Genomic DNA, 22237 nt, shown 5'->3' on the forward strand with positions numbered 1-22237 from the left:
CACGACAGGGCGGGATATGGAAGGACTTGAGAGATGGATCACAGGTCGAACGGGAACCGTTCCACGGTATTCGAAGGTCCGTAATACCCCTTGATAATAGATCCGGAGGTCCTTTGGGCGCCTGTCGCGGCACAGCCCGGGACACGCCCGCGTCGGACTACCATCACCCACATGACGCGTGTACTGCTCGCCGAGGACGACGCCTCCATCTCCGAACCACTGGCCCGCGCCCTGCGGCGCGAAGGCTACGAGGTGGAGGTCCGCGAGGACGGACCCACCGCGCTCGACGCGGGACTGCAAGGCAGCGTCGACCTGGTCGTCCTGGACCTCGGGCTGCCCGGGATGGACGGCCTGGAGGTGGCCCGCAGACTGCGGGCCGAGGGCCACGGGTTCCCCATCCTCGTGCTGACCGCCCGCGCCGACGAGGTGGACACCGTCGTCGGCCTCGACGCCGGCGCCGACGACTACGTCACCAAGCCCTTCCGGCTCGCCGAGCTGCTCGCCCGGGTCCGGGCCCTGCTGCGGCGCGGCGCCGCCGAGCAGGCCCAGGCGCCGGCCACCCACGGGGTGCGGATCGACGTGGAGTCGCACCGCGCCTGGATGGGCGACGAGGAGCTCCAGCTCACCGCGAAGGAGTTCGACCTGCTGCGCGTCCTGGTCCGTGACGCCGGCCGCGTCGTCACCCGCGACCAGCTCATGCGCGAGGTCTGGGACACCACCTGGTGGTCCTCCACCAAGACCCTCGACATGCACATCTCCTGGCTCCGCAAGAAGCTCGGCGACGACGCGGCCAACCCCCGCTACATCGCCACCGTGCGCGGGGTCGGCTTCCGCTTCGAGAAGAGCTGACCGCACCCGCGCGCCACACCCACGACACCCACCACGACCGTGCGGCCGCCGGCCGGGCCGGGACCGGACCCGGCCCGGCCGGCCGACCCGCCGCCGAGCGTGAGGAACCCCCCGCACCGCCATGCGTCGCCGCCTGATCAACTCCACGCTCGCCGTGGTCCTCGTCGTCATCGCCGTGTTCGGCGTCTCCCTGGTCATCGTGGAGACCCGCACGATCACCACCAGCGCCCAGGAGAGCGTCGAATCCGAGGCGGTCCGCCTCCTCGGCGTCGTCGAGGCCGGGATGCTCGACCAGCGTCAGGACGACGGGCCGCAGGAGCCCGCCCCGCTGCCCACCCAGATCACCACCGGCCGGCACGCCGTGATCCGCCTGCCCGGCAAACCCGCCGCCACCCTCGGCAAGCCCATCGACGGCAGCGTCATCCGCCGCACCGAGACCGGCGAGCACGGCATCAGCGTCACCGTCGAGGAGTCCCGCACGGCCGTCACCCAGGAGGTCTGGCGCACCCTCGCCGTGGTCGGCGCCGTCTCCCTGCTCGCCGTCGTGGCCGCCGTCCTCCTCGCCGTCCGGCAGGGCAACCGGCTCGCCTCCCCGCTCACCGACCTCGCCGAGACCGCCGAACGCCTCGGCTCCGGCGACCCCCGGCCCCGGCACCGCCGCTACGGGGTGCCCGAACTCGACCGGGTCGCCGACGTGCTCGACTCCAGCGCCGAACGCATCGCGCGGATGCTCACCGCCGAACGCCGACTCGCCGCCGACGCCTCCCACCAGCTCCGCACCCCGCTGACCGCCCTGTCCATGCGGCTGGAGGAGATCACCGTCACCGACGACCTCGCCACCGTCCGCGAGGAGGCCACGATCGCGCTCACGCAGGTGGAACGCCTCACCGACGTGGTCGAACGGCTGCTCACCAACTCGCGCGACCCCCGCACCGGCTCCGCCGTCCCCTTCGACCTCGACGAGGTCGTCAAACAACAGGTCGAGGAGTGGCGGCCCGCCTACCGCAGCGCCGGCCGCGCCGTGGTCCGCTCCGGCAAGCAGGGGATGCGGGCCGTCGGCACCCCCGGAGCCGTCTCCCAGGTGCTCGCCACCCTCATCGAGAACTCCCTCATGCACGGCGGCGGCACCGTCGCCATCCGCAGCCGCGTCACCGGCAACCAGGCCGTCATCGAGGTCACCGACGAGGGCGCCGGCGTCCCCGCCGACCTCGGCAACCGGATCTTCGAGCGGACCATCAGCGGCCGCAACTCCACCGGCATCGGCCTCGCCGTCGCCCGCGACCTCGCCGAGGCCGACGGCGGCCGCCTGGAACTCCTCCAGGCCAGCCCGCCGATCTTCGCCCTCTTCCTCAGCCGCACCGCCCCCGCACCGGCCCCGGAGCCGGAACCCACCGTCCGCTGAGCACGAGGACGGGGGCGAGGACGAGGCGCCGGGCTCAGCCCCGCGCCGGGGCCGGCAGCGGCGGCTGCGGGTCGGCCGGCGCGGGCACCCCCGGCGCCCCCGACACTCCCTGCGCCCCCGACACCTCCGGCGCGGGCAGCGCCTTGAACACCCAGGTCCGGTAGGACCAGAACCGGAACACCGTCGCGAGCCCGATCCCCAGGAACTTGAACAGGTTGTTCTGCCACGGGGAATCCAGGCCCAGCCCGTACACCGCCCCGTACAGCAGCCCGTTCTCGATCACGAGCCCCAGCGCGCTGAACGCCAGGAACAGCCCCAGCTCCCGTCCCCGCGCCGCCGACGAGGCCCGGTCGCGGTACGCGAAGTACCGGAACCCCAGGTAGTTGCCGACGATCGCGACCACCGTGGCTATCACGCTGGTCCGCACCACGGCCAGGTCCGTCGTGTGCCGCAGCAGGTTGAACACGCCCAGGTTCACCAGCACCCCGAGCCCGCCGACCGCGCCGAACCGGGCGACCTCACGCACCAGGCCGCGCCCGCGCGCGAGGAGTCCCTCGCCGCCCGTCTCGCCGCTCATCGGCCCTCAGCTCCCGTCGTCGTGTGTCGTGCCGCGCCCGCCCCCACGGGTGGACCCGGCCATGTTAAGTGTCCGCCCCGCCCCCCGTCCGCGCCTTCCGGGCCCGCACCCCCGGGGTCCGGGCCGCGCCCGGCCGGCCGTTACCCTGGGGCGCGTGACGTTCCCGGTAGTCGGCATGGTCGGCGGCGGACAGCTCGCCCGCATGACCCACGAGGCGGGCATCCCCCTCGGCATCAGATTCAAGATCCTCAGTGACACCCCGCAGGACTCCGCGGCGCAGGTCGTCGGCGACGTCGTCATCGGCGACTACCGCGACCTGGAGACGCTGCGCGCCTTCGCGCGCGACTGCGACGTGATCACCTTCGACCACGAGCACGTGCCCACCGAACACCTGCGGGCCCTGGAAGCGGACGGCATCCCCGTCCGCCCGGGGCCCGACGCGTTGGTGCACGCCCAGGACAAGGGGGTGATGCGGGCCCGCCTCGACGAGATCGGCGCCCCCTGCCCCCGCCACCGCATCGTCGCCGACCCGGCGGACGCCGCCGCGTTCGCCGCCGAGGGCGACGGCTTCCCGATCATCCTCAAGACCGTGCGCGGCGGCTACGACGGCAAGGGCGTCTGGTTCGTCCGCTCCGCCGACGACCCCGGCGCCGCCGACGCCTTCCGCGCCGGCGTGCCCGTCCTCGCCGAGGAACGGGTCGACTACGCGCGCGAACTCGCCGCGAACGTGGTCCGCTCCCCGCACGGGCAGGCCGTCGCCTACCCCGTCGTTGAATCCGTGCAGGTCGACGGCGTGTGCGACACGGTCATCGCCCCCGCCCCGAACCTCTCCGAGGAACTCGCGGGCGAGGCCCAGGCCCTCGCCCTGCGGATCGCCGACGAACTCGGCGTGACCGGCCACCTCGCCGTCGAGCTCTTCGAGACCCGCGACGGGCGGATCCTCGTCAACGAACTGGCCATGCGCCCCCACAACTCCGGGCACTGGACCCAGGACGGGTCCATGACCAGCCAGTTCGCCAACCACCTGCGCGCCGTCCTCGACCTCCCGCTGGGCGACCCCCGCCCGCGCGCCCCCTGGACGGTCATGGCCAACGTGCTCGGCGGGGACTACCCCGACATGTACGCCGCGTACCTCCACTGCATGGCCCACGACCCGCGCCTGAAGATCCACATGTACGGCAAGGACGTGAAACCCGGCCGCAAGGTCGGCCACGTCAACACCTACGGCGACGACCTGCACGATGTGCTGGAACGAGCACGCCACGCAGCCGGCTACCTCAGAGGAACGATCACCGAATGAGCACCACCCCCCTCGTCGGCATCGTCATGGGCTCGGACTCCGACTGGCCCGTCATGGAGGCCGCCGCCCAGGCGCTCGACGAGTTCGACATCGCCCACGAGGTCGACGTCGTCTCCGCCCACCGCATGCCGCACGAGATGATCGCCTACGGCGAGCAGGCCGCCGAGCGGGGGCTGAAGGCGATCATCGCCGGCGCCGGCGGCGCCGCCCACCTCCCCGGCATGCTCGCCTCCGTCACCCCCCTGCCCGTCATCGGCGTCCCCGTCCCGCTGAAGTACCTCGACGGCATGGACTCCCTGCTGTCCATCGTGCAGATGCCCGCCGGGGTCCCCGTCGCCACCGTCTCCATCGGCGGCGCCCGCAACGCCGGTCTGCTCGCCGCCCGGATCCTCGCCGCCCACGATCCCGAGCTGCTGGCCCGGATGCGCGAGTTCCAGACCGAACTGAACGAGCAGGCCACCGAGAAGGGCAAGCGGCTGCGCGCCAAGGCCGCCGGCGGCGACACCTTCGGATTCGGCAAGTGAGCGCCCCCGTGAACACCCCCGCCGGCACCCACCCCGACGCCGCCGCCCACCTCGACGAGGCCCGCGCCCACCTCGCCGAACACCCCGTCGTCGACGGCCACAACGACCTGCCGTGGGCGCTGCGCGAACAGGTCCGCTACGACCTCGACCGCTGCGACATCGCCCACGACCAGTCCGCGACCCTGCACACCGACATCGCCCGGCTCCGCGCCGGCGGCGTCGGCGCCCAGTTCTGGTCCGTGTACGTGCCCGGCCACATCACCGGCGGGCACGCCGTCACCGCCACCCTCGAACAGATCGACGTCGTCGACCAGCTCCTCGCCCGACACCCCGAGGACCTGGCCCGCGCGCTCACCGCCGACGACATGGAGGCGGCCCGCGCCGGCGGCCGGATCGCCTCCCTCAAGGGCGCCGAGGGCGGCCACTCCATCGACAACTCCCTCGCCACCCTGAGGTCCCTGCACCGGCTCGGCGTCCGGTACATGACCCTCACGCACAACGAGAACAACGACTGGGCCGACTCCGCCACCGACGAGCCCCGACACGGCGGACTCACGGAGTTCGGGCGCGGGGTCGTGCGCGAGATGAACCGGATCGGGATGCTCGTGGACCTCTCCCACGTGGCCCCGAGCACCATGCGCGACGCCCTCGACACCAGCACCGCCCCCGTGGTCTTCTCCCACTCCTCGGCGCGCGGGATCTGCGACCACGTCCGCAACATCCCCGACGAGATCCTCGGCCGGCTCCCCGCCAACGGCGGCGTCGCCATGGCCACCTTCGTCCCCAAGTTCATCCTCCCCGAAGCGGTGGAATGGACCCTGGCGGCCGACGAGAACCTCCGCGCCCACGGGCTGCACCACCTCGACACCACCCCCCGGGCCATGGAGCTGCACCGGGCCTTCGAGGCGGCCCGGCCCCGGCCCGTCGCCACCGTGGCCACCGTCGCCGACCACCTCGACCACATGCGCGAACTCGCGGGCGTCGACCACATCGGCATCGGCGGGGACTACGACGGCACCGCCTTCACCCCGGCCGGACTGGAGGACGTCGCCGGATACCCCAACCTGATCGCCGAACTCCTGCGCCGGCGCTGGTCCCGCGCCGACCTCGCCAAGCTCACCTGGGGCAACGCGGTCCGCGTGCTCCGCGACGCCGAGGCCGTGGCCCGCGAGGAATCAGCCCTGCGCGGCCCCTCCAACGCCGTCCTGCCGCCGGCCGAGCCCGCCGGAGCCTGATCGGACCCCGAGGCCCCGCGCCCCGACCCCCGTGCCCGCACGGAAGGGTCCGGGACGCGGGGCCCCGGCGCGTCCGGCGTCCCCCGAACGCCACGCCCACCGCGAACCCCGCCGCACCGCATGTCACGGTGGCCTCACCTTCCCCCACCGGACGCCGAGACGGAGCCGCTTCGCCATGGCCGATCTCCACGAGGAACACAGCCCCATATCCCCCGACGCCGGCCCCCTCGGCGCGAGCGCCACCCCCACCCCGCACGCCACCGCCCCGCCCTGCGGCCCCACCGCCTACGGCACCGGCGCCGGCACCGTCGCCTTCCGCGTCACCACCGTGCTGCCCGCCCCCGCCTCCCAGGCCCCCGGCCCGGGCGCCGACCCGCCCCACGTCGCGCCCGTAGCGCCCCGCACCGCCCTCGAACGGGCCGCCGCCCTGCTGGCCCGGCACCCCGTCGCCGACGGGCACAACACCCTCGCCCGGACCCTGCGCACCGGGCCCGCGCACGACATCGACACCCCCGACCCGGGCCTGGACACCGACATCCCCCGGCTGCGCGCCGGCGGCGTCGGCGCCCAGTTCCTGTCCCTCCTCGACCCCGACCACCGCACCGCCGACCCCACCCTCGGCGACGTGCTCGACCGGATCGACGCGGCCCGCGCCCTCGTGGCCCGCTACCCCGACCCGCTGCGGCTCGCGCTGACCGTCGACGACTTCGTCGACGCCCGCAACCGCGGCCGGATCGCGTGCGTGCTCGGCCCCGTGCCCGGCGCCGTCCTCACCGGCTCCCTCGGCGTGCTGCGCGCCTTCCACGCCCTCGGCGTGCGCTGCCTGGCCCCCGCCGGCGCCACCTGGGCCCGCACCGGGCTCACCGCCATCGGGCACGAGATGGTCCGCGAGGCCAACCGGCTCGGCATCGTCCTCGACCTCGCCGGCTGCGAACCCGCCGCCGTGCACGCCGTCACCGCCGCCTCCAAGAGCCCCGTCGTGCTCACCGGCGTCGGCGCCGCCGCCCTCACCCGGCACCCCGACAACGTCGGCGACGAACTGCTGCTGGCCCTGCGCGCGAGCCGGGGCCTGGTCATGGTCGGCTTCGACGCCGCGCGCACCGGGGACTCCCTGCACGCCGTCGCCGACCACCTCGACCACGTGCGCGCCGTCGCCGGCCCCCAGTCCGTCGGGCTCGCCGCCCGCTTCGGCAGCGCCCCCGGCACCCCCCGACCGCAGGGCCTCGCCGACCCCACTGGCTACCCGCGGCTGATCGCCGAACTCCTCGACCGGGGCTGGCCCGAAACCGAGGTCGCGCTGCTGACCTGGGGCAACGCCCTGCGGGTCGTCCGCGCCGTCGACTTCACCGCCCGCGCGGACCGCTGCCGGCCGCGCTGACCCACCCCGGAACCGGCGCGGCCGGGGTCGACGGGCCGAGGCAGGCGGCCCACCCGACCCCGGCCGCGCCCGCACGCCCACCCCGCTCGCCGGGGTCCGGACCCCGCGACCCGGGCCCACGACCCGAGCCCCCGCGGCTCAGACCCGCGGCCGGCCCAGGGCCCGGTACGTCCAGCCGGCGGCCCGCCACACCTCCGGGTCCAGCGCGTTGCGCCCGTCCAGCAGCACCGGCCGCTCCACCAGCCCGGCCAGCTCCGCCGGGTCCAGCTCCCGGTACTGCGACCACTCCGTCAGGTGCAGCACCACGTGCGCCCCCGCGACCGCCTCGGCGACCGTCTCGGCGTAGCCCAGGGTCGGGAACAGCCGCCGGGCGTTGGCCAGCCCCTTCGGGTCGTGCACGGTGACCTGACCGCCCTGGAGGTGGATCTGCCCGGCCACGTTCAGCGCGGGGGAGTCGCGCACGTCGTCGGAGTCCGGCTTGAACGTCGCGCCCAGCACCGCGACCCGCACGCCCAGGAAGGACCCGCCGACCGTCTCCCGGGTCAGCTCCACCATGTGCGAACGGCGCCGCATGTTCACGGAGTCCACCTCGCGCAGGAAGGTCAGCGCCTGGTCGGCGCCCAGCTCCCCGGCGCGGGCCATGAACGCGCGGATGTCCTTGGGCAGGCAGCCGCCGCCGAAGCCGATGCCGGCGCGCAGGAACTTGCGGCCGATCCGGTCGTCGTGCCCGATGGCCTCGGCCAGCCGGGCCACGTCGCCGCCGGCGGCCTCGCAGACCTCGGCCATCGCGTTGATGAAGCTGATCTTGGTGGCGAGGAAGGAGTTCGCGGCCACCTTCACCAACTCGGCCGTCGCGTGGTCGGCGACCACCATCGGGGTGCCCTCGGCCAGCGGGGTCGCGTACACCTCGCGCAGCAGCTTCTCGGCGTTCGGCGAGGTCTCCGGGTCGAAGCCGATCACGATCCGGTCCGGGTGCAGGGTGTCGTTCACGGCGAAGCCCTCGCGCAGGAACTCGGGGTTCCAGGCCAGCTCCACCGCGTCCCCGGCCGGCGCCGCCGCCCGCAGTCGGGCCGCGAGCCGGTCCGCCGAGCCCACCGGCACGGTGGACTTGCCGACCACCAGCACCGGCCGGTCCAGGTGCGGGGCCAGCGCGTCGAAGGCGCTGTCCACGAAGCTCATGTCGCACGCGTAGTCCCCGTACTTCTGCGGGGTGTTCACGCACACGAAGTGCACGTCGGCGAAGGCCGCCAGCTCCTCCCAGGAGGTGGTGAACCGCAGTCGCCCGGTGGACCCCGGCAAACCCGCCACGTGCGCGGCCAGCAGATCGTCCAGTCCCGGTTCCCACATCGGCGCGCGGCCGGTGGACAGGGTGGCGATCTTCTCGGGGACCACGTCCAGCCCGAGGACCTCGAAGCCCAACTCGGCCATGGCGGCGGCGTGCGTCGCGCCGAGATAACCGGTGCCGATCACCGAGATCTTCAGTGCCATTGCGCGTACTCCAAAAGCGTTGCGGGTGCGGCTGCCGAGCATAGTCGGGGGGTCGGGCGGGCCCGGAATCCGAGGTCACGGGGCTGTCGTGCAACTCACGCGCGGCGGGCATACCCGGGTCGGGGCGCCGCGCCCTAAGCTGAGGGTTACTTAACGGTAGTTAGCAGACACGGGCATGGGGAGTGAGCGCGTTGGCAGCATCGAAGGGTTCGTCCGCGGGGAACGGCAATCCGGAGTTCGACCTCTACCGGCCCGCCGAGGAGCACGACATGCTCCGCGAGTCGGTGCGCGCCCTGTGCGAGGCGAAGATCGCGCCGTTCGCGGCGGCCGTGGACGAGGAGGCCCGCTTCCCGCAGGAGGCCCTCGACGCCCTCGTCGCCAACGACCTGCACGCCGTGCACGTCCCGGAGACCTACGGCGGCGCCGGGGCCGACGCCCTGGCCACGGTCATCGTGATCGAGGAGGTGGCCCGCGTCTGCGCCTCGTCCTCCCTCATCCCGGCCGTCAACAAGCTGGGCTCCCTGCCGGTGATCCTGTCGGGTTCGGAGGAGCTGAAGGCCAAGTACCTCGGCCCGCTCGCCGCCGGCGACGGCATGTTCTCCTACTGCCTCTCCGAGCCCGACGCGGGCTCGGACGCGGCCGGCATGAAGACCCGCGCGGTCCGCGACGGGGACTTCTGGGTCCTCAACGGCGTCAAGCGCTGGATCACCAACGCGGGCGTCTCCGACTACTACACGGTCATGGCCGTCACCGACCCGGAGAAGCGCAGCAAGGGCATCTCCGCGTTCGTCGTGGAGAAGGGCGACGAGGGCGTGTCCTTCGGCGCGCCGGAGAAGAAGCTCGGCATCAAGGGGTCCCCGACCCGCGAGGTCTACCTCGACAACGTGCGCATCCCCGCCGACCGCATGATCGGCGCCGAGGGCACCGGCTTCGCCACCGCGATGAAGACCCTCGACCACACCCGCATCACCATCGCCGCCCAGGCCCTCGGCATCGCCCAGGGCGCCCTGGACTACGCCAAGGGCTACGTGCAGGAGCGCAAGCAGTTCGGCAAGCCGATCGGCGACTTCCAGGGCGTGCAGTTCATGCTCGCCGACATGGCCATGAAGATCGAGGCCGCCCGTCAGCTCACCTACTCGGCGGCGGCGAAGTCCGAGCGCGTCGACGGCGACCTCACCTTCTTCGGCGCCGCCGCCAAGTGCTTCGCCTCGGACGTGGCCATGGAGGTCACCACCGACGCCGTGCAGCTCCTCGGCGGCTACGGCTACACCCGCGACTACCCGGTGGAGCGCATGATGCGCGACGCGAAGATCACGCAGATCTACGAGGGCACCAACCAGGTCCAGCGCATCGTCATGGCCCGCAACCTGCCCTGACCCCGACCGCCCGAAGACGGAGGGCACGAAGACCGACCGCTTGAAGACCGAGGCCCCCGCACCGTGCGCACGGTGCGGGGGCCTCGGTCTTCAAGCGGTCGCGGGGCCGCCGTCGCCGTCAGTTCGGGGCGACGGTCACCTTCTCGTCGTTCTGGATCTGCTTGACGATCTGGGTCATCTTGTCCTTGTCCCAGACCACGTTGCTGCCGCGGCTGCCCTTGAGCGGCATGTTCATCGAGGTGCCGTCACCGCCGTTGACGCCCTTCATCGCGAAGAACATCTCGCCCAGGTCCAGCAGCGACATGTCGGTGTCCACGATCAGCGTGTCCAGGCCCGCCGACAGCGTCGGGTACAGGCGGAACGGGTTGAGGATCGTGCCCGGGGTCGCGGCCTGGTTGGCGAGAGTGGCGAGGAACTTCTGCTGGTTCTTCGTGCGCGCCAGGTCCGATTCGGCGAACGCGTACCGGGTGCGGACGAAGGCCAGGGCCTGCTCGCCGTTGAGGGTCTGCTCGCCGGCCTTGAAGTCGGCGCCGGACTTCTTGTCCTTGAAGCCCTTCTCGATGTTCATGTCCACCCCACCGAGGGCGTCCACGATGTTCGCGAAACCGGCGAAGCCGATCTCCGCGTAGTGGTCGATGCGCAGGCCCGTGTTGAACTCGACGGTGCGCACGAGCAGCTCCGGGCCGTCCTGCGCGTAGGCCGCGTTCAGCTTGATCCGCTTGCCGGTGCCCGCGAACTTCTTCCCGGACTGCGAGCCCACGAAGGAGGGCAGCTCCACGTCCGAGTCGCGCGGCAGGGAGATCATGCTGTTCCCGCCCGAGCAGGCCGCGAGGATCATCATCGAGTCGGTCCGCTTGCCGTCGGCCGAACCCGTGTGCAGCTTCTTCTTGTCCTCGTCCGACATGCCCTCGCGACTGTCCGAGCCCACGATCAGGTACGTGGTGCAGTCGTCGTCCTTCGGGCGCTCGATCACCTTGGAGAGGTCCACCTCGTCGCGCATCTTCGACGAGGCCCATGCGTAGGTGCCGATCGAGGTCACCACCAGGACCCCGACCAGCCCGATCAGCGCCACCTTGATCCGGCGGCGCCGGAACGTCGCGTCGGACGGGCGGCGCGGCGCGCCCCCGCCCGGACCGCCGCGCCCGCGCCCGCCGCGCCCGTCCCCGGGCCCGCCCGGGCCGCCGGGAGCGGCCGGGGCCCCGCCGGCGGGCGAGCCGTAGACCTGGCCGGTGTTCCAGCCGCCCTCGCGGTCCTCGCGGTACCCGCCCTGCTGGGGGACGCCGCGCGGCGGGGCCTGGGGCGGCCGCCCGTACTGGTCGTACCCCTGCTGCCCGTACTGGTCGTACTGCTGCTCTCCGTACTGCCGCTGTCCGTACTGGTCGTGGCCCTGCTGCGGGGGGAGGTTCGGCCGCTGCCCGCGCACGTGCGGCATCCGGCGCGGTCCCTCGGGGGACGCGCCGTCGTCGTAACCGCCGTACCCCTGCCCACCGCCGCCCCGGGAACGGGGGGCGTACGGGTCTCGGCCATGGGGGTCGCGGGCGTCGGGCCACTCAGTCATGTCGACCAGGATGCCCTCTGAATCGAAGGGGCGAACAGCCGGGCCGGGTTTCGTGGCCCGCCTGTAGCAGATCTGATGCATCCGCGACCGCAGCGACACCCGATTATCGTTGCCCCATGACCACCACCCCGGAAGCGGAGCTCCCCGGCAAGCCGACCTCGGCCTCCCGCACCACCCTCAGCCACATCATGACCGGCAACGACACCAACCTGCTGGGCACGGTGCACGGTGGCGTGATCATGAAGCTCGTCGACGACGCGGCGGGCGCCGTCGCCGGCCGGCACTCCGGCGGCCCGGCCGTCACCGCCTCCATGGACGAGATGGCCTTCCTCGCCCCGGTCCGCGTCGGCGACCTCGTGCACGCCCGCGCCCAGGTGAACTGGACCGGCCGCTCCTCGATGGAGATCGGCGTGCGGGTGCTGGCCGAGCGCTGGAACGAGACCACCCCGCCCACCCAGGTCGGCTCCGCCTACCTCGTGTTCGCGGCGGTGGACGCGGAGGGCAAGCCGCGCCCCGTGCCGCCCGTGCTGCCCGAGACCGACCAGGACCGGCGCCGCTACCAGGAGGCGCAGATCCGGCGCACTCACCGACTGGCCCGCCGGCGCGCCATCACCGAGCTGCGCGAGCAGCGGGCCGCCGAGGGCTTCGCCGACTGGGACTGAACCGCCGCCCGCCCGCGCGCCCGCCCGCGCGCCCTCAGGCGCGGGCCCCGCAGGAGACCTGGTCGCCCGTGACCACGCCCGCCGCGCCGGCCGTCGGCCCCTGGTAGGGGTCCTCGGCGCGGACCGGGACCACCTTCGTGAAGTCCGTGCCGGCCGTCACCACCAGGGTCCGGCCCAGCCCGCCGACCGCCCGCAGCTCACTGCCCGGCAGGGCCGTGCTCAGGGTGCGGGCCGAACGGTCCCAGCGCGGGTCGTAGGAGATGAGGGTGCGCTTCACGTCGCGGCTGGGGGCGTTGCCGGGGGCGCGGGTGGTGTTGAACCCGGTGCCGCGCAGGGCCTCGTCCACGCGCCCGCCGAGCCCGTCCATCCGGGTGCCGTTCTCGACCTGCACGCGCACCTGGTCCGGCGGCACGTCCACCGGCACCGCCGAGACGGCCGCCTTGCCGTCCCCGCCCCCGCCCTTGCGGACCGGGGCCAGCGGCCGGTCCTCGCGGATGGACTCGAAGAGCTTGGCGGCCTTGGGCTCGTCCCATTTCACGGTGGAACCGATGCCCTTGACCACGAACGAGGGGTCGCCGATCGGCACCGACGCGAACTCGGAGGAGGAGGGCGTGAAGTCCCGCATCGCCTGCCCCAGGGCAAGCATCTGCTCGGAGCCGAAGTTCTTGTCGACGCGCACCGAGCTCAGGAGGGTGGAGCTGACCTCCTTGAACTTGACGGGGTTGAGCAGCACCCCGCCCGTGGTGGCCTGCCGGATCAGCGCGGCGAGGAAACGCTGCTGGCGCTGCATCCGGCCGAGGTCGGCCGCCCCGTCCACGTGCCGGGAGCGCACGTACTGGAGGGCCTGGCCGCCGCTGAGCCGGTGGGTGCCGGGCAGCAGGTCGAGGCCGGTGTAGCTGTCGCGCATGGTCTTGGCGGTGCAGATCTCGACCCCGCCCATGGCGTCGACGGTCCGCATGAAGCTGGTGAAGTCGACCTCCAGGTAGTGGTCGATCTTCACCTTGGTGAGGTTCTCGACGGTGCGCACGGTCAGCTGGGGCCCGCCCTCGGCGTAGGCGGCGTTCAGCTTGATGGGGTGCGCCCCGTGCGGTTTGCCGCCGGCCGCGTCGGGATGGGCCTCGGTGACCTCGGCGAAGCTGTCGCGGGGCAGGCTGATCACGCTCGCGCGTTCCTTGTCGGCCGACAGGTGCACGAGCATGACGGTGTCGGTGCAGTGGCAGGGGGCGCCGCCGAGCCGGAACTCCTTGCGTTCCTCCGCGCTGATCTTGTCGCGGCCGTCGGTGCCGACGAGCAGGAAGTTCAGGCCGTGACCGGCCTGGGGCCGGTTCTTCATGTCCTTGAAGGGGTCGATGCGCTCCACGCCGATGTCGAGGCCGGTCATGACGGCGTGCCCGATCGCGCCCGAGCCGAGGACGGCCACGGCGAGCCCGCCCGCGATCCGCACCCCCCACCGGGGTCGCCGGGCCCGCCCCCGGCCGGCGGCGTGGCGCGGGGACCGGCCCCGGCCGGCGAGGGCGGGGGGCAGCGCGGGGGAGCGTCCCCCACTGCGCACGGGGTGACCGGACGAACCGGGGGGACGCTGCGGTTGGGGCACAGGGGACACCTGGGGACACCTCCGCGGGCACGAGGGGGGGCGTTGACCTCGACCGGAAGGACCGGACGACCTGGTGTGACGGTACGTCGATACGATCAGCGACATTCGGTACGCACTGTCCGACCCGCACCGGTTTCCCTCGTACGCGGTAACGTGAGCGGGATACCCGACCCCGAAGGACCTCATGCCCACGCAGCAGCCCGCAGTCTCGGTGATCATGCCGGTCCTGAACGAGGAGCGTCACCTGCGCGACTCCGTGCGCCACATCCTGGCCCAGGAGTACGACGGCGAGATGGAGGTGGTGATCGCCCTCGGACCCTCCTCGGACCGGACCGACGAGATCGCCGCCGAACTGGTGCGCGAAGATCCCCGTGTGCACACCGTGCCCAACCCCACCGGGCGCACCCCCGCCGCGCTCAACGCGGCCATCAAGGCGTCCCGGCACCCGATCGTGGTCCGCGTCGACGGCCACGGGATGCTCTCCCCGAACTACATCGCCACCGCCGTCCGCCTGCTGGAGGAGACCGGCGCGCAGAACGTCGGCGGCATCATGCACGCCGAGGGCGAGAACGCCTGGGAGCAGGCCGTCGCCGCCGCGATGACCTCCCGGATCGGCGTCGGCAACGCCGCGTTCCACACCGGCGGCGAGGCCGGCCCGGCCGACACCGTCTACCTCGGCGTGTTCCGGCGCGAGGCGCTGGAGCGGCAGGGCGGCTACAACGAGGAGTTCATCCGCGCCCAGGACTGGGAGCTGAACTACCGGATCCGCGAGTCCGGCGGGCTGATCTGGTTCTCGCCCGAGCTGCGGGTGAGCTACCGGCCCCGGCCCTCGGTGCGGGCGCTGGCCGAGCAGTACCGCAACTACGGGCGCTGGCGGCACGTCGTGGCCCGCTACCACGCCGGTTCGATCAACCCGCGCTACCTGGCCCCGCCGACCGCGCTGGTCGCGATCGCGGCGGGCACGGTGCTGGGGGCCGCGGTGACCCCGTGGGCCTTCGCCGTGCCGGTGGGCTACCTGGCGGCGATCACGGCCGGGTCGGTGCCGGCGGGCAAGGGCCTGCCGCTCGCCGCGCGGGCCCGGATCCCGGTGGCGCTGGCCACGATGCACATGTCCTGGGGCGCGGGCTTCCTGACCAGCCCGAGGTCGCTGGCGCGCAAGGTGATCGCCTCGCGCCGCCCGGCCGCGCCGGCCGCCGAACCCGCGCGGGACGCGGTCTGAGGTCGCCGGCGTCCGCGTGACGCGTGCGAGAGGGGCCCGGTGGTCGCGATGACCGCCGGGCCCCTCTCGCGTGCGTGCCGCGCGGGCCGGTTACCAGGTGAAGCCGGGCTGGACCGCCATGCACGCCTTGTCGTCGTCGCCGTTGAGCGGGCGCGCGGAGTCGGGCGCCTTGCTGGGGGCGGGCTTGCCGGCGCCGGGCGCGTCGCCCGAGCGCCAGTCGGCGCCCACGAACACGGTGATGGCGGTGACGTCGGTGGAGCGTTCCACGGCGGTCGCGGGCAGCTTCAGGGCGGCGGCCAGGGCCTTGGCGGCGGCCTCCTGGTCGGGGCTGGCCCAGCGCACCACGGTGGTGTCCTCGCCGCCGACCTGGTTGTCGCCGCGGGCCTTGGTCCAGCCGAGCTTGGCCAGGGACGCGGCGACCTCGGTGGAGCGGCCCTTGACCTGCTGCTGGTCCTGCTGCTCGCCGACGGTGGCGTTGCGCACGAGGACCGGCGTGCTGTCGGGTTTGACGTTGGCGGGCGGGGCGGTGGGCGCGGCGGAGGCCGGCTTGGAGGGCTCGCCCTTGGGCTTGGTCTTGCCGTCGCCCTTGCCGTCGAGGGCGATGTCCTCGCGGATCATGCGGAACAGGTCCTCGGCGTCGCCCGGCTTGGGTTCGACCCGGCCGGACTGCACGTTGCTGTCTACCCAGGGCATCGTGGTCATGGTGATGCGGCCGGTGGGCACCGCCTTCAGTTCGGTGCTGAGGTCGAAGAGCTTGTCGATGGAGGCCAGGCCGGGGTCGACGATCATGGCCTTGATGGCCGCCTGGGCGAGGCTGTTGAGCTTGCCGGGGTTGGCGAGGTTGGCGTTCTTGCGGAACTCGCGGGCCATGGAGTTCATGTACATGTGCTGGGCGTGGGTGCGGCCGAGGTCGCTGCCGTCCTCGAAGCCGTAGCGGGTGCGCAGCCACTGGAGGGCCTGCTCGCCCTGGATGACGTTGACGCCCTTGGGGAGCTTGAGGCCGGAGCCCTTGCCCTCGCTGGTGCGGGAGTGCACGTTCTGCTGGACGCAGACGGGGACGCCGCCGATGGCGTCGGCCATCGAGACCACGCCCTTGAAGTCGATCATCATGAAGTGGTCGATGGGGATCTTCGTGAGTTCCTGCCACGCGGCCACGGTGCAGCCCGGCCCGCCCCGGCCGAGGGACTCGTTGACCTGCACGAGTCCGGTGCTCGCGGGGTAGACCTTGCCGTCGGTGTCGGTGCACTTGGGCATCTTCACCATGGTGTCGCGGGGCATGGAGACCACGGACATGTTGGAGCGGTCGGCGGAGACGTGCAGCAGCATCTGCACGTCGGCCAGGGGCGGGCCGCCGAAGGTGTCGCGGCCCCCGCCGAGCGCCTGGTTCTCCTTGTCGTCGCGGACGTCGGAGCCGATCAGGAGGATGTTCAGGGGGGTCTGGCCGAAGGCGTTGGGGCGGGACTTGCCGAGTTTGCCGTCGCCCAGGTTCAGCGCGTCCGTGCGGATGTTGCCGTTCATGTACGAGTAGTAGAGGTAGCCGGCGCCGGCGGTGCCGAGGACCAGGCCGGCGACCCCGCCCGCGACCCAGCGCAGCACGCGGCGGCGCTTGCGGGACTTGGCGGTGGGGCCGGGGCCGGCGGGGCCCTCGGGGCCCTTGCCGCCGGGACCCTTGTCGCCGGGACCGGAGGGGTCGGCGGCGCGACGGGGGGCGGGGACGACGGGCGGCACGGCGGCGGACTTGGCGGCGGCGGTCTTCGTGGTGCCGGTCTTCGCGGCGGGCGCGGGGTCGGCACCGGGGCGGAGCTCGGTGCGGCCGGCGCGGGCGGAGGCGTCGGTGGTGACGGCCACGGCCTCCGCGAGGGCGGTCATGTCGTCGGCCGGGCGGACGGCCCCGGTGCTCTCGGGGGCCTCGGCGGGTGCCCGGTCCTCCGGTGTCGCGCGGGGCGCGGGGACGGTCGCGGTCGGGGTCCCGGCGGCGTGTTCGCGTCCGGTGCCCTCGGCCCCGGCGCTCTCGGCGGCCTTGTCGTGCCGTTCGGGGGGAGTCTTCGCGGTGGCCTTCGGCTTCTTCTCCCGTGCCGCGGCCCGGGGGCGTTCGGCGGCCCGCTCGCCGGGTATCGCGTCGGTGGGATCCGGCGCGCCCTCCCCGTGTTCCGCGTCCCGGGACGACTCCCCGCCGTCGCCGGACGCCGCGGCGGGCGCGTCCTCCCCCCGCACGCTGTTGTGCTCCACGCGTACCCCACCTCAAAGTGCCATGCGGATGATCAGATTAACCCGGTATTCTGCCGTCTTTCGCGGAGACGACGTACCCGGGGGCGGGGTTCCCGAGGTACCGAATTCGTCTCGGTGTGCGTGTCCCGTCCCACGGGACGCGGGATCACTTCACGCACGTGGCCTTGTCCGCCTCGACCCGTTGCACACCATCGGTGTTCTCGGGCTTCTCCGTCAATGGATCGCCGGGTTTGTCGAAGTCCCGTCCCAGCGACAGGCGCATGGGCGTGCGCGGGCCGGCGTTCTCCGCGGAGGGGTTCAGCGCCGAGGCCGGCAGCTTGAGCATGTCCGCCAACGCCCGTGCCTGGTCGGCCTGGTCGGCGCCGTACTCCAGGGTGGTCCGCTCCAGGCGTTCGGCGGCGTTGCCCTGGTTCGACATCAGGCGCAGGCCCTTGTTCGTGGTCAACCAGTCGAGTGTGACCTGCGCCGCACCGAGCGGGCCGCCGGCGTTGCGGATGTCCACCCGCACCGAGGCGGCGGGGGCGCGACCGCCCTGGAGGCGGGCGGCCTCCTCGGCCTCCTTCTTCGCGTCGGCCTCCGCGCGGGCCTTGGTGAGGGAGACGTCGTCCCGGATCATCTTGATCAGCGGGTCGGCGGCGTCCTTGCGGATGAGCACGGTGTTCTTGTCGGCCGGGTTGTCGTAGACCGGCAGGGTCGTGAAGGTCATGTTCTTCGGGTTCACCCCGCGCAGTTCGCCGCCGAGGGAGACGAGCTTGCCGACGCTGGCGAGTCCCTTGTCCACGGTGAGGGCCTGGGTGGCGGCCTCGGCCAGTCCGAACATCTTCTTCGGGCTGGTCAGGGTGTCGGAGGACTTCATCTCGCGCATCAGGGAGGCGAGGAATGCCTGCTGGGTCTTGATCCGGTCGAGGTCGCTCTCCAGGCCGAAGGCGTGCCGGGTGCGCACGAAGGCCAGGGCCTGTTCGCCCTCGATGCGGTGCTCGCCCTTGGTGAGCTTGAGGCCGGACTTCACGTCGTCGACGTCCTTGGCCACGCACACGGGCACCCCGCCGACCGCTGTGCTCAGCGTCTTGATGGCGTTGAAGTCGGCCATCATGAAGTTGTCGATGGGGATGCCGGTGATCTGCGTGACGGTCCGCATGGTGCAGCCGGGGTCGCGGCCGTCCTGGCCCAGGCTGGTGTTGAAGCGGACCTTCCGGGTCCCGGGGATCACCTTCGTGGAGCCGTCGGGCTGCACGGTGGGGCAGTCGGGCACGTCGGTGATCAGATCGCGGGGGATCGAGAGCACGGTGGCGTTGGTGCGGTCCTCGGAGACGTGCAGCAGCAGGGTGGTGTCGGCGTGGCCCACGCTCTCCGGGTCGCCGTAGCCCTCGTTGCCCTCGCCGGTGCGCTTGTCGGTGCCCAGGACCAGCAGGTTGATGGGGCGGCCGGACTGGAAACCGCCGGTGCCGGCGTCGCCGATGTCCTTGCCGTCGATGTTGCCGTTGAGGTGCTGCACGTAGAGGTAGGAGCCGAGGGCCCCGCCGACGACCACGAACGCGGTCACCCCGCCCGCGATGCGGCGTCGGCGGCGGCGCCGGGCGGTCGCGGCCGTGCCGACGGCCGCCTTGCGGCCCCGGCCGCGGCCCGAGGCCCCGGGGTCGGGATCGGGGGCCGCGCCCTTGCCGGCGGCGCGGCGTTCGGCCCGGGTGGCGGCCTCGGGCGCGGGGGCGCCGCCCCGGCGGGAGCGGCGGGGGCCGGGGACCGCGGGGTCCGGGGCGGGCGGTGCGTCGGCGGGCGCGGCCCCGCGTCGTCCGGCGGACCGTTTCGCCCGTCGGCCCTGCGGCGGCGGCTGCTCCTCGGCCGGTCGGCCGCGCCTGCTCCGGGGCCCCGGCACGGCCGGCGGCGCGAGCGGATCGGGGGGCGGGGCGGGGGAGCCGTGGGGCGGGAACGCGGGGACCTGTTGCTGCGCAGGGGAGTGGTCCGGTCGCAATTCGTAATTACCGGTGTCGGGGTTGCGCACCCACTGATCGGCGGGGTCGATTTCCCCTCCGCGTTCCCGGTTCTGGGCGTCCACGGTCGTTACATCCTCCGTCGGCTGCTTCCCGAACGCTTCCCCCGAGGCGCCCGTTCCGTGTCGATCCGGCTGGTCTCGCGCGGCCTTGAACTTTCCGCACTTCGAATGGCACACCATATCCGCCCTGTTCAGGTGCGAGAACCGGCGGCGAGGTCGACCAGGGTGATCAAATCGGGCAAACCGCAGCACTGTTCGGATATCGGACAACGCTTTGGCCTGTGTTTTACCGGCACTCGACCGTCCCCGCCACGGTTCCGGTGAACGGCGGCTCGGGCGAAGGGGATTCGGACGGATTCACCGAACGGGGCATGCCCGGGAAGTTCCCGAAAAATCCGTGACCGTTCTCACGAGCCCCGGACGCGACCTTCCCCGAATGCGGTTCGGCGAGGCCCTTGACGATGTTCACGAGCTCCTCGGAACCGACCGGCCAGGCTTTTACATTTCCCTTACCGAATCCGCGCGAGTCCGCTCCGGAAACGGAATTCCACCATTCGGCGAGTCCCTCCGCGTCCATCCCGCGCGCCATCGGCGAACCCGTGCCCGCCCCCGACCCGCCCTCCGACTCCGCCGGCGCGATCGGCACCGGCCGGTCCTCGCGCAACAGCTCGAACAGGCGCGAGGCATCGGGCTCGCGCAACGCGTCCCGGTTCGGATTCCCCGGGTACGACATCCTCGGCACGGTCGTGAACCGGATCTCGCCCGTGGGGATCGACCGCACCCCGCGCACGAACTCGTACAGGTCCCGCAGCGAGGCCAGCCCCGGGTCCGTGGTCAACGACGAGGTCGCCGCGTCCAACAACGGGTACAACCGGGCCGGATTGAGCAGCACCCCGTTGCTCTGCACCTTCTTCACCAACGAGCCCAGGAACTCCTGCTGCCGCGTCATCCGCTCGGTGTCGCTGCCGTCGCCCAGGGCGTGCCGGGCCCGCACGAACGCCAGCGCCTGCTCCCCGTTGAGGGTCTGCCGGCCCGCGGGCAGGTCCAACTTCGCCTGCTCGTCCACCACCGCCCGCGCCAGGCACACCTCCACCCCGCCCACCGCGTTCACGATCCGGGTGAACCCCCGGAAGTCCACCACCATGTGGTGGTCGACGCGGATCCCCGTCAACTCCTCCACCGTCCGGATCGTGCACCCCGCGCCGCCGAACTCGAAGGACCAGTTGAACTGCGCGAACTGCCGCCGCGTCGTCCCCCCGTCCACCCCCGTGCACTCGGGGATCTCCACCATCAGGTCCCGGGGGATGGACACCGCCGTCGCCGTCCGCCGGTCCGCCGGCAGGTGCAACAGGATCGTCGTGTCACTGCGCTGGGTGCCCACGTCCTGCCCGTACTCGGCGTTGCCCTCGCCGGCCCGGGTGTCCGAACCGATCAGCAGGATGTTCTGCACCCCGCGCGCCGCCTCCGAGGGGCGACTGCTCTCGAACCGGCGCAACTCGGCGGCGGCCGAGGTGTCCTCGGTGATGTTCCCGTCCAACCTCGACCACAGCCACCAGCCCACCCCCGCGCCCAGCAGCACGAGGAGCACCAGCCCCAGGCCCACCCACCGCAGCACCCGACGGCGCCGCCGCCCGCTCCCGCCGGCCCCGGACGGACCGGCGGCGGGTATGTGGGGTGTGTCGCGGTTCTCCGTCACCTGGGACCGTCCCTCACCGCTCGGTGGGCGACCGCGCGGGGGAGCGCGGCCCGTGGGGCGGGGGCCGAGGATCCGGCCCCGCCCCGCCACCGATCGTCCCCCCGCCCGACCCCCGGTGCCCCGGGCTGATGGGCCGAGTGGGTGACGACCCGCCGGGGACACGGGTGACGCGTGTGGGTGACACCCGGCACCCCGAACCCGCCCCCGATCCAGCCCGGCCCGGGGCCGGGCAGGGGCAGGGGCGGGGCCGGGCAGGGGGGGGCGTCACCGGGAGGGACCGGCGGCGTGCCGGGGAGGGATCAGAGCGTCAGGGTGACCCGCTCGCTCGCCACCCGCGCCGCCAGCGCCTCCGCGTCCAGGGACTCGGCGTTGCGGCACAACACCACCGAACCGCCCACCGCCAACGGCCCGTACACCCCGGCCAGCAGCCCCTCCCAGCCGTCGAACGGCACCCGCGACAACACCCGCGCCCCCGGTTCGACGCCCCGCGCGGCCGCGTCGGCCCGCGCCCGTTCCACCAGAGCGGCGTGCGAGAGCTCCACCCCGTCCACCACCAGCGCCGGCGCCGCCGGATCCACCGGCACCCACGGCGCGAACCGGTCGCCCTGCCCCGGCACCTCCACCGCGTAGTCCCGCCACCCCGCCGGCACCGCCGGGAACCGGCCGCCCAACGGCCGCAGCGCCAGCGCGATCCGCTCGCCCGAGCAGGCCAGCCCGGCCGCCAGGTCCGCCTCGTCCGGCCCGCTCACCACCAGGTCCGCCTTCGCCGGGTCACCGCCCCATTCGACGGTCACCCCCACGGACGCGGCGGCCAGCAGCCACACCGCGCTCTGCCAGTGCGCCGGCAGCCGTACCGCGAGCCGATCGCCGGGCTCCGCGCCCAGCTCGTCCTGGAGCAGATTGGCGGTCTTCGCCACCCAATTGGCGAAGGTCGCGACGGAGAGTTCCACGCGCTCGCCCGTGGCGTCGTCGTAGAAGGTGGTCAGCGGGCGACCCGGATCGGCGGCGAGCGCGGATCGCAGCAGGTCGGCAGGGGTGCGGTCGGTGGCGTTCACGGGCCCCAGGGTAGTGCGGCCGTCCCCCGTCCGGCCCCGCCCCGCTCACGCGTCCGGGCGAACGCCCCGCACGGCGTGTCGCGTCCCGCGAACGGACGCCCCGTC

General features: G+C 73.2%; 17 protein-coding genes. 9 read left to right on the forward strand and 8 right to left on the reverse strand.

The genetic code is table 11. The features are described from left to right. The first annotated feature begins 171 nt into the window (after positions 1–171). Both ACN20G_RS15985 and ACN20G_RS15990 read left to right on the forward strand, forming a co-directional pair. Positions 172–849: a response regulator transcription factor gene (locus ACN20G_RS15985; RefSeq protein ID WP_424213458.1), complete on the forward strand. Its 678-nt coding sequence runs from the start codon at positions 172–174 to the stop codon at positions 847–849. A gap of 121 nt (positions 850–970) precedes the next feature. Further along, positions 971–2251, forward strand: coding sequence for an ATP-binding protein (locus tag ACN20G_RS15990; protein ID WP_424213459.1), 1281 nt, complete (start codon positions 971–973; stop codon positions 2249–2251). A gap of 34 nt (positions 2252–2285) precedes the next feature. Here the strand turns inward: ACN20G_RS15990 and ACN20G_RS15995 are convergent, their stop codons facing one another. After that, a complete protein-coding gene (locus ACN20G_RS15995) occupies positions 2286–2828 on the reverse strand; it encodes a GtrA family protein (RefSeq protein ID WP_424213460.1) in 543 nt (180 codons plus the stop codon). A 175-nt stretch (positions 2829–3003) separates the two neighbouring features. Between ACN20G_RS15995 and ACN20G_RS16000 the strand changes: the two genes are divergently transcribed. The 4 genes from ACN20G_RS16000 to ACN20G_RS16015 all read left to right on the forward strand — a co-directional run bounded on the left by ACN20G_RS16000 (position 3004) and on the right by ACN20G_RS16015 (position 7265). After that, the gene (locus ACN20G_RS16000; RefSeq protein ID WP_424215534.1) at positions 3004–4128 is read left to right on the forward strand and encodes a 5-(carboxyamino)imidazole ribonucleotide synthase; all 1125 of its coding nucleotides are present in this window, start codon (positions 3004–3006) and stop codon (positions 4126–4128) included. Next, a complete protein-coding gene (purE, locus tag ACN20G_RS16005) occupies positions 4125–4652 on the forward strand; it encodes a 5-(carboxyamino)imidazole ribonucleotide mutase (protein ID WP_424213461.1) in 528 nt (175 codons plus the stop codon). Before ACN20G_RS16000 ends, purE begins: the two co-directional genes overlap by 4 nt. Then, on the forward strand, positions 4649–5887 hold the full coding sequence (locus tag ACN20G_RS16010; protein ID WP_424213462.1) for a dipeptidase: 1239 nt from the start codon (positions 4649–4651) through the stop codon (positions 5885–5887). The genes purE and ACN20G_RS16010 overlap by 4 nt, the downstream gene beginning before the upstream one ends. A 175-nt stretch (positions 5888–6062) precedes the next feature. Continuing rightward, entirely contained in the window at positions 6063–7265 is a 1203-nt protein-coding gene (locus ACN20G_RS16015; RefSeq protein WP_424213463.1) for a membrane dipeptidase, read from the forward strand. A gap of 138 nt (positions 7266–7403) precedes the next feature. Here ACN20G_RS16015 and ACN20G_RS16020 read toward each other — a convergent pair whose 3' ends face one another. Then, the gene (locus ACN20G_RS16020) at positions 7404–8753 is read right to left on the reverse strand and encodes a UDP-glucose dehydrogenase family protein (RefSeq protein WP_424213464.1); all 1350 of its coding nucleotides are present in this window, start codon (positions 8751–8753) and stop codon (positions 7404–7406) included. A gap of 269 nt (positions 8754–9022) precedes the next feature. On the opposite strand from ACN20G_RS16020, the gene ACN20G_RS16025 reads away from it, so the two are divergent. Next, positions 9023–10129, forward strand: a complete 1107-nt coding sequence (locus tag ACN20G_RS16025; protein WP_424215535.1) for an acyl-CoA dehydrogenase family protein — start codon at positions 9023–9025, stop codon at positions 10127–10129. 118 nt (positions 10130–10247) lie between these two features. On the opposite strand, the gene ACN20G_RS16030 is transcribed toward ACN20G_RS16025, so the two are convergent. Beyond that, positions 10248–11687 (reverse strand): LCP family protein, encoded by a 1440-nt coding sequence (locus tag ACN20G_RS16030; RefSeq protein ID WP_424213465.1) that lies wholly within the window; start codon positions 11685–11687, stop codon positions 10248–10250. 116 nt (positions 11688–11803) lie between these two features. Between ACN20G_RS16030 and ACN20G_RS16035 the strand changes: the two genes are divergently transcribed. After that, on the forward strand, positions 11804–12349 hold the full coding sequence (locus ACN20G_RS16035; RefSeq protein ID WP_424213466.1) for an acyl-CoA thioesterase: 546 nt from the start codon (positions 11804–11806) through the stop codon (positions 12347–12349). Between the two features lie 34 nt (positions 12350–12383). On the opposite strand, the gene ACN20G_RS16040 is transcribed toward ACN20G_RS16035, so the two are convergent. Continuing rightward, positions 12384–13793 (reverse strand): LCP family protein, encoded by a 1410-nt coding sequence (locus ACN20G_RS16040; protein WP_424215536.1) that lies wholly within the window; start codon positions 13791–13793, stop codon positions 12384–12386. Between the two features lie 334 nt (positions 13794–14127). Between ACN20G_RS16040 and ACN20G_RS16045 the strand changes: the two genes are divergently transcribed. Then, a complete protein-coding gene (locus ACN20G_RS16045; protein WP_424213467.1) occupies positions 14128–15162 on the forward strand; it encodes a glycosyltransferase family 2 protein in 1035 nt (344 codons plus the stop codon). Between the two features lie 90 nt (positions 15163–15252). Here ACN20G_RS16045 and ACN20G_RS16050 read toward each other — a convergent pair whose 3' ends face one another. The 4 genes from ACN20G_RS16050 to ACN20G_RS16065 all read right to left on the reverse strand — a co-directional run bounded on the left by ACN20G_RS16050 (position 15253) and on the right by ACN20G_RS16065 (position 22132). After that, a complete protein-coding gene (locus tag ACN20G_RS16050; protein WP_424213468.1) occupies positions 15253–17391 on the reverse strand; it encodes an LCP family protein in 2139 nt (712 codons plus the stop codon). A 145-nt stretch (positions 17392–17536) separates the two neighbouring features. Further along, positions 17537–19444 (reverse strand): LCP family protein, encoded by a 1908-nt coding sequence (locus ACN20G_RS16055; RefSeq protein WP_424213469.1) that lies wholly within the window; start codon positions 19442–19444, stop codon positions 17537–17539. 223 nt (positions 19445–19667) lie between these two features. Further along, entirely contained in the window at positions 19668–21077 is a 1410-nt protein-coding gene (locus ACN20G_RS16060; protein WP_424213470.1) for an LCP family protein, read from the reverse strand. Between the two features lie 299 nt (positions 21078–21376). Continuing rightward, positions 21377–22132 carry a TIGR03089 family protein gene (locus ACN20G_RS16065; protein ID WP_424213471.1) on the reverse strand — a complete coding sequence of 252 codons (756 nt, stop codon included), beginning with the start codon at positions 22130–22132 and terminating at the stop codon, positions 21377–21379. Between the last annotated feature and the right edge of the window lie 105 nt (positions 22133–22237).

It is taken from the genome of Streptomyces dryopteridis (assembly GCF_049606955.1).
Lineage (GTDB): Bacteria > Actinomycetota > Actinomycetes > Streptomycetales > Streptomycetaceae > Streptomyces.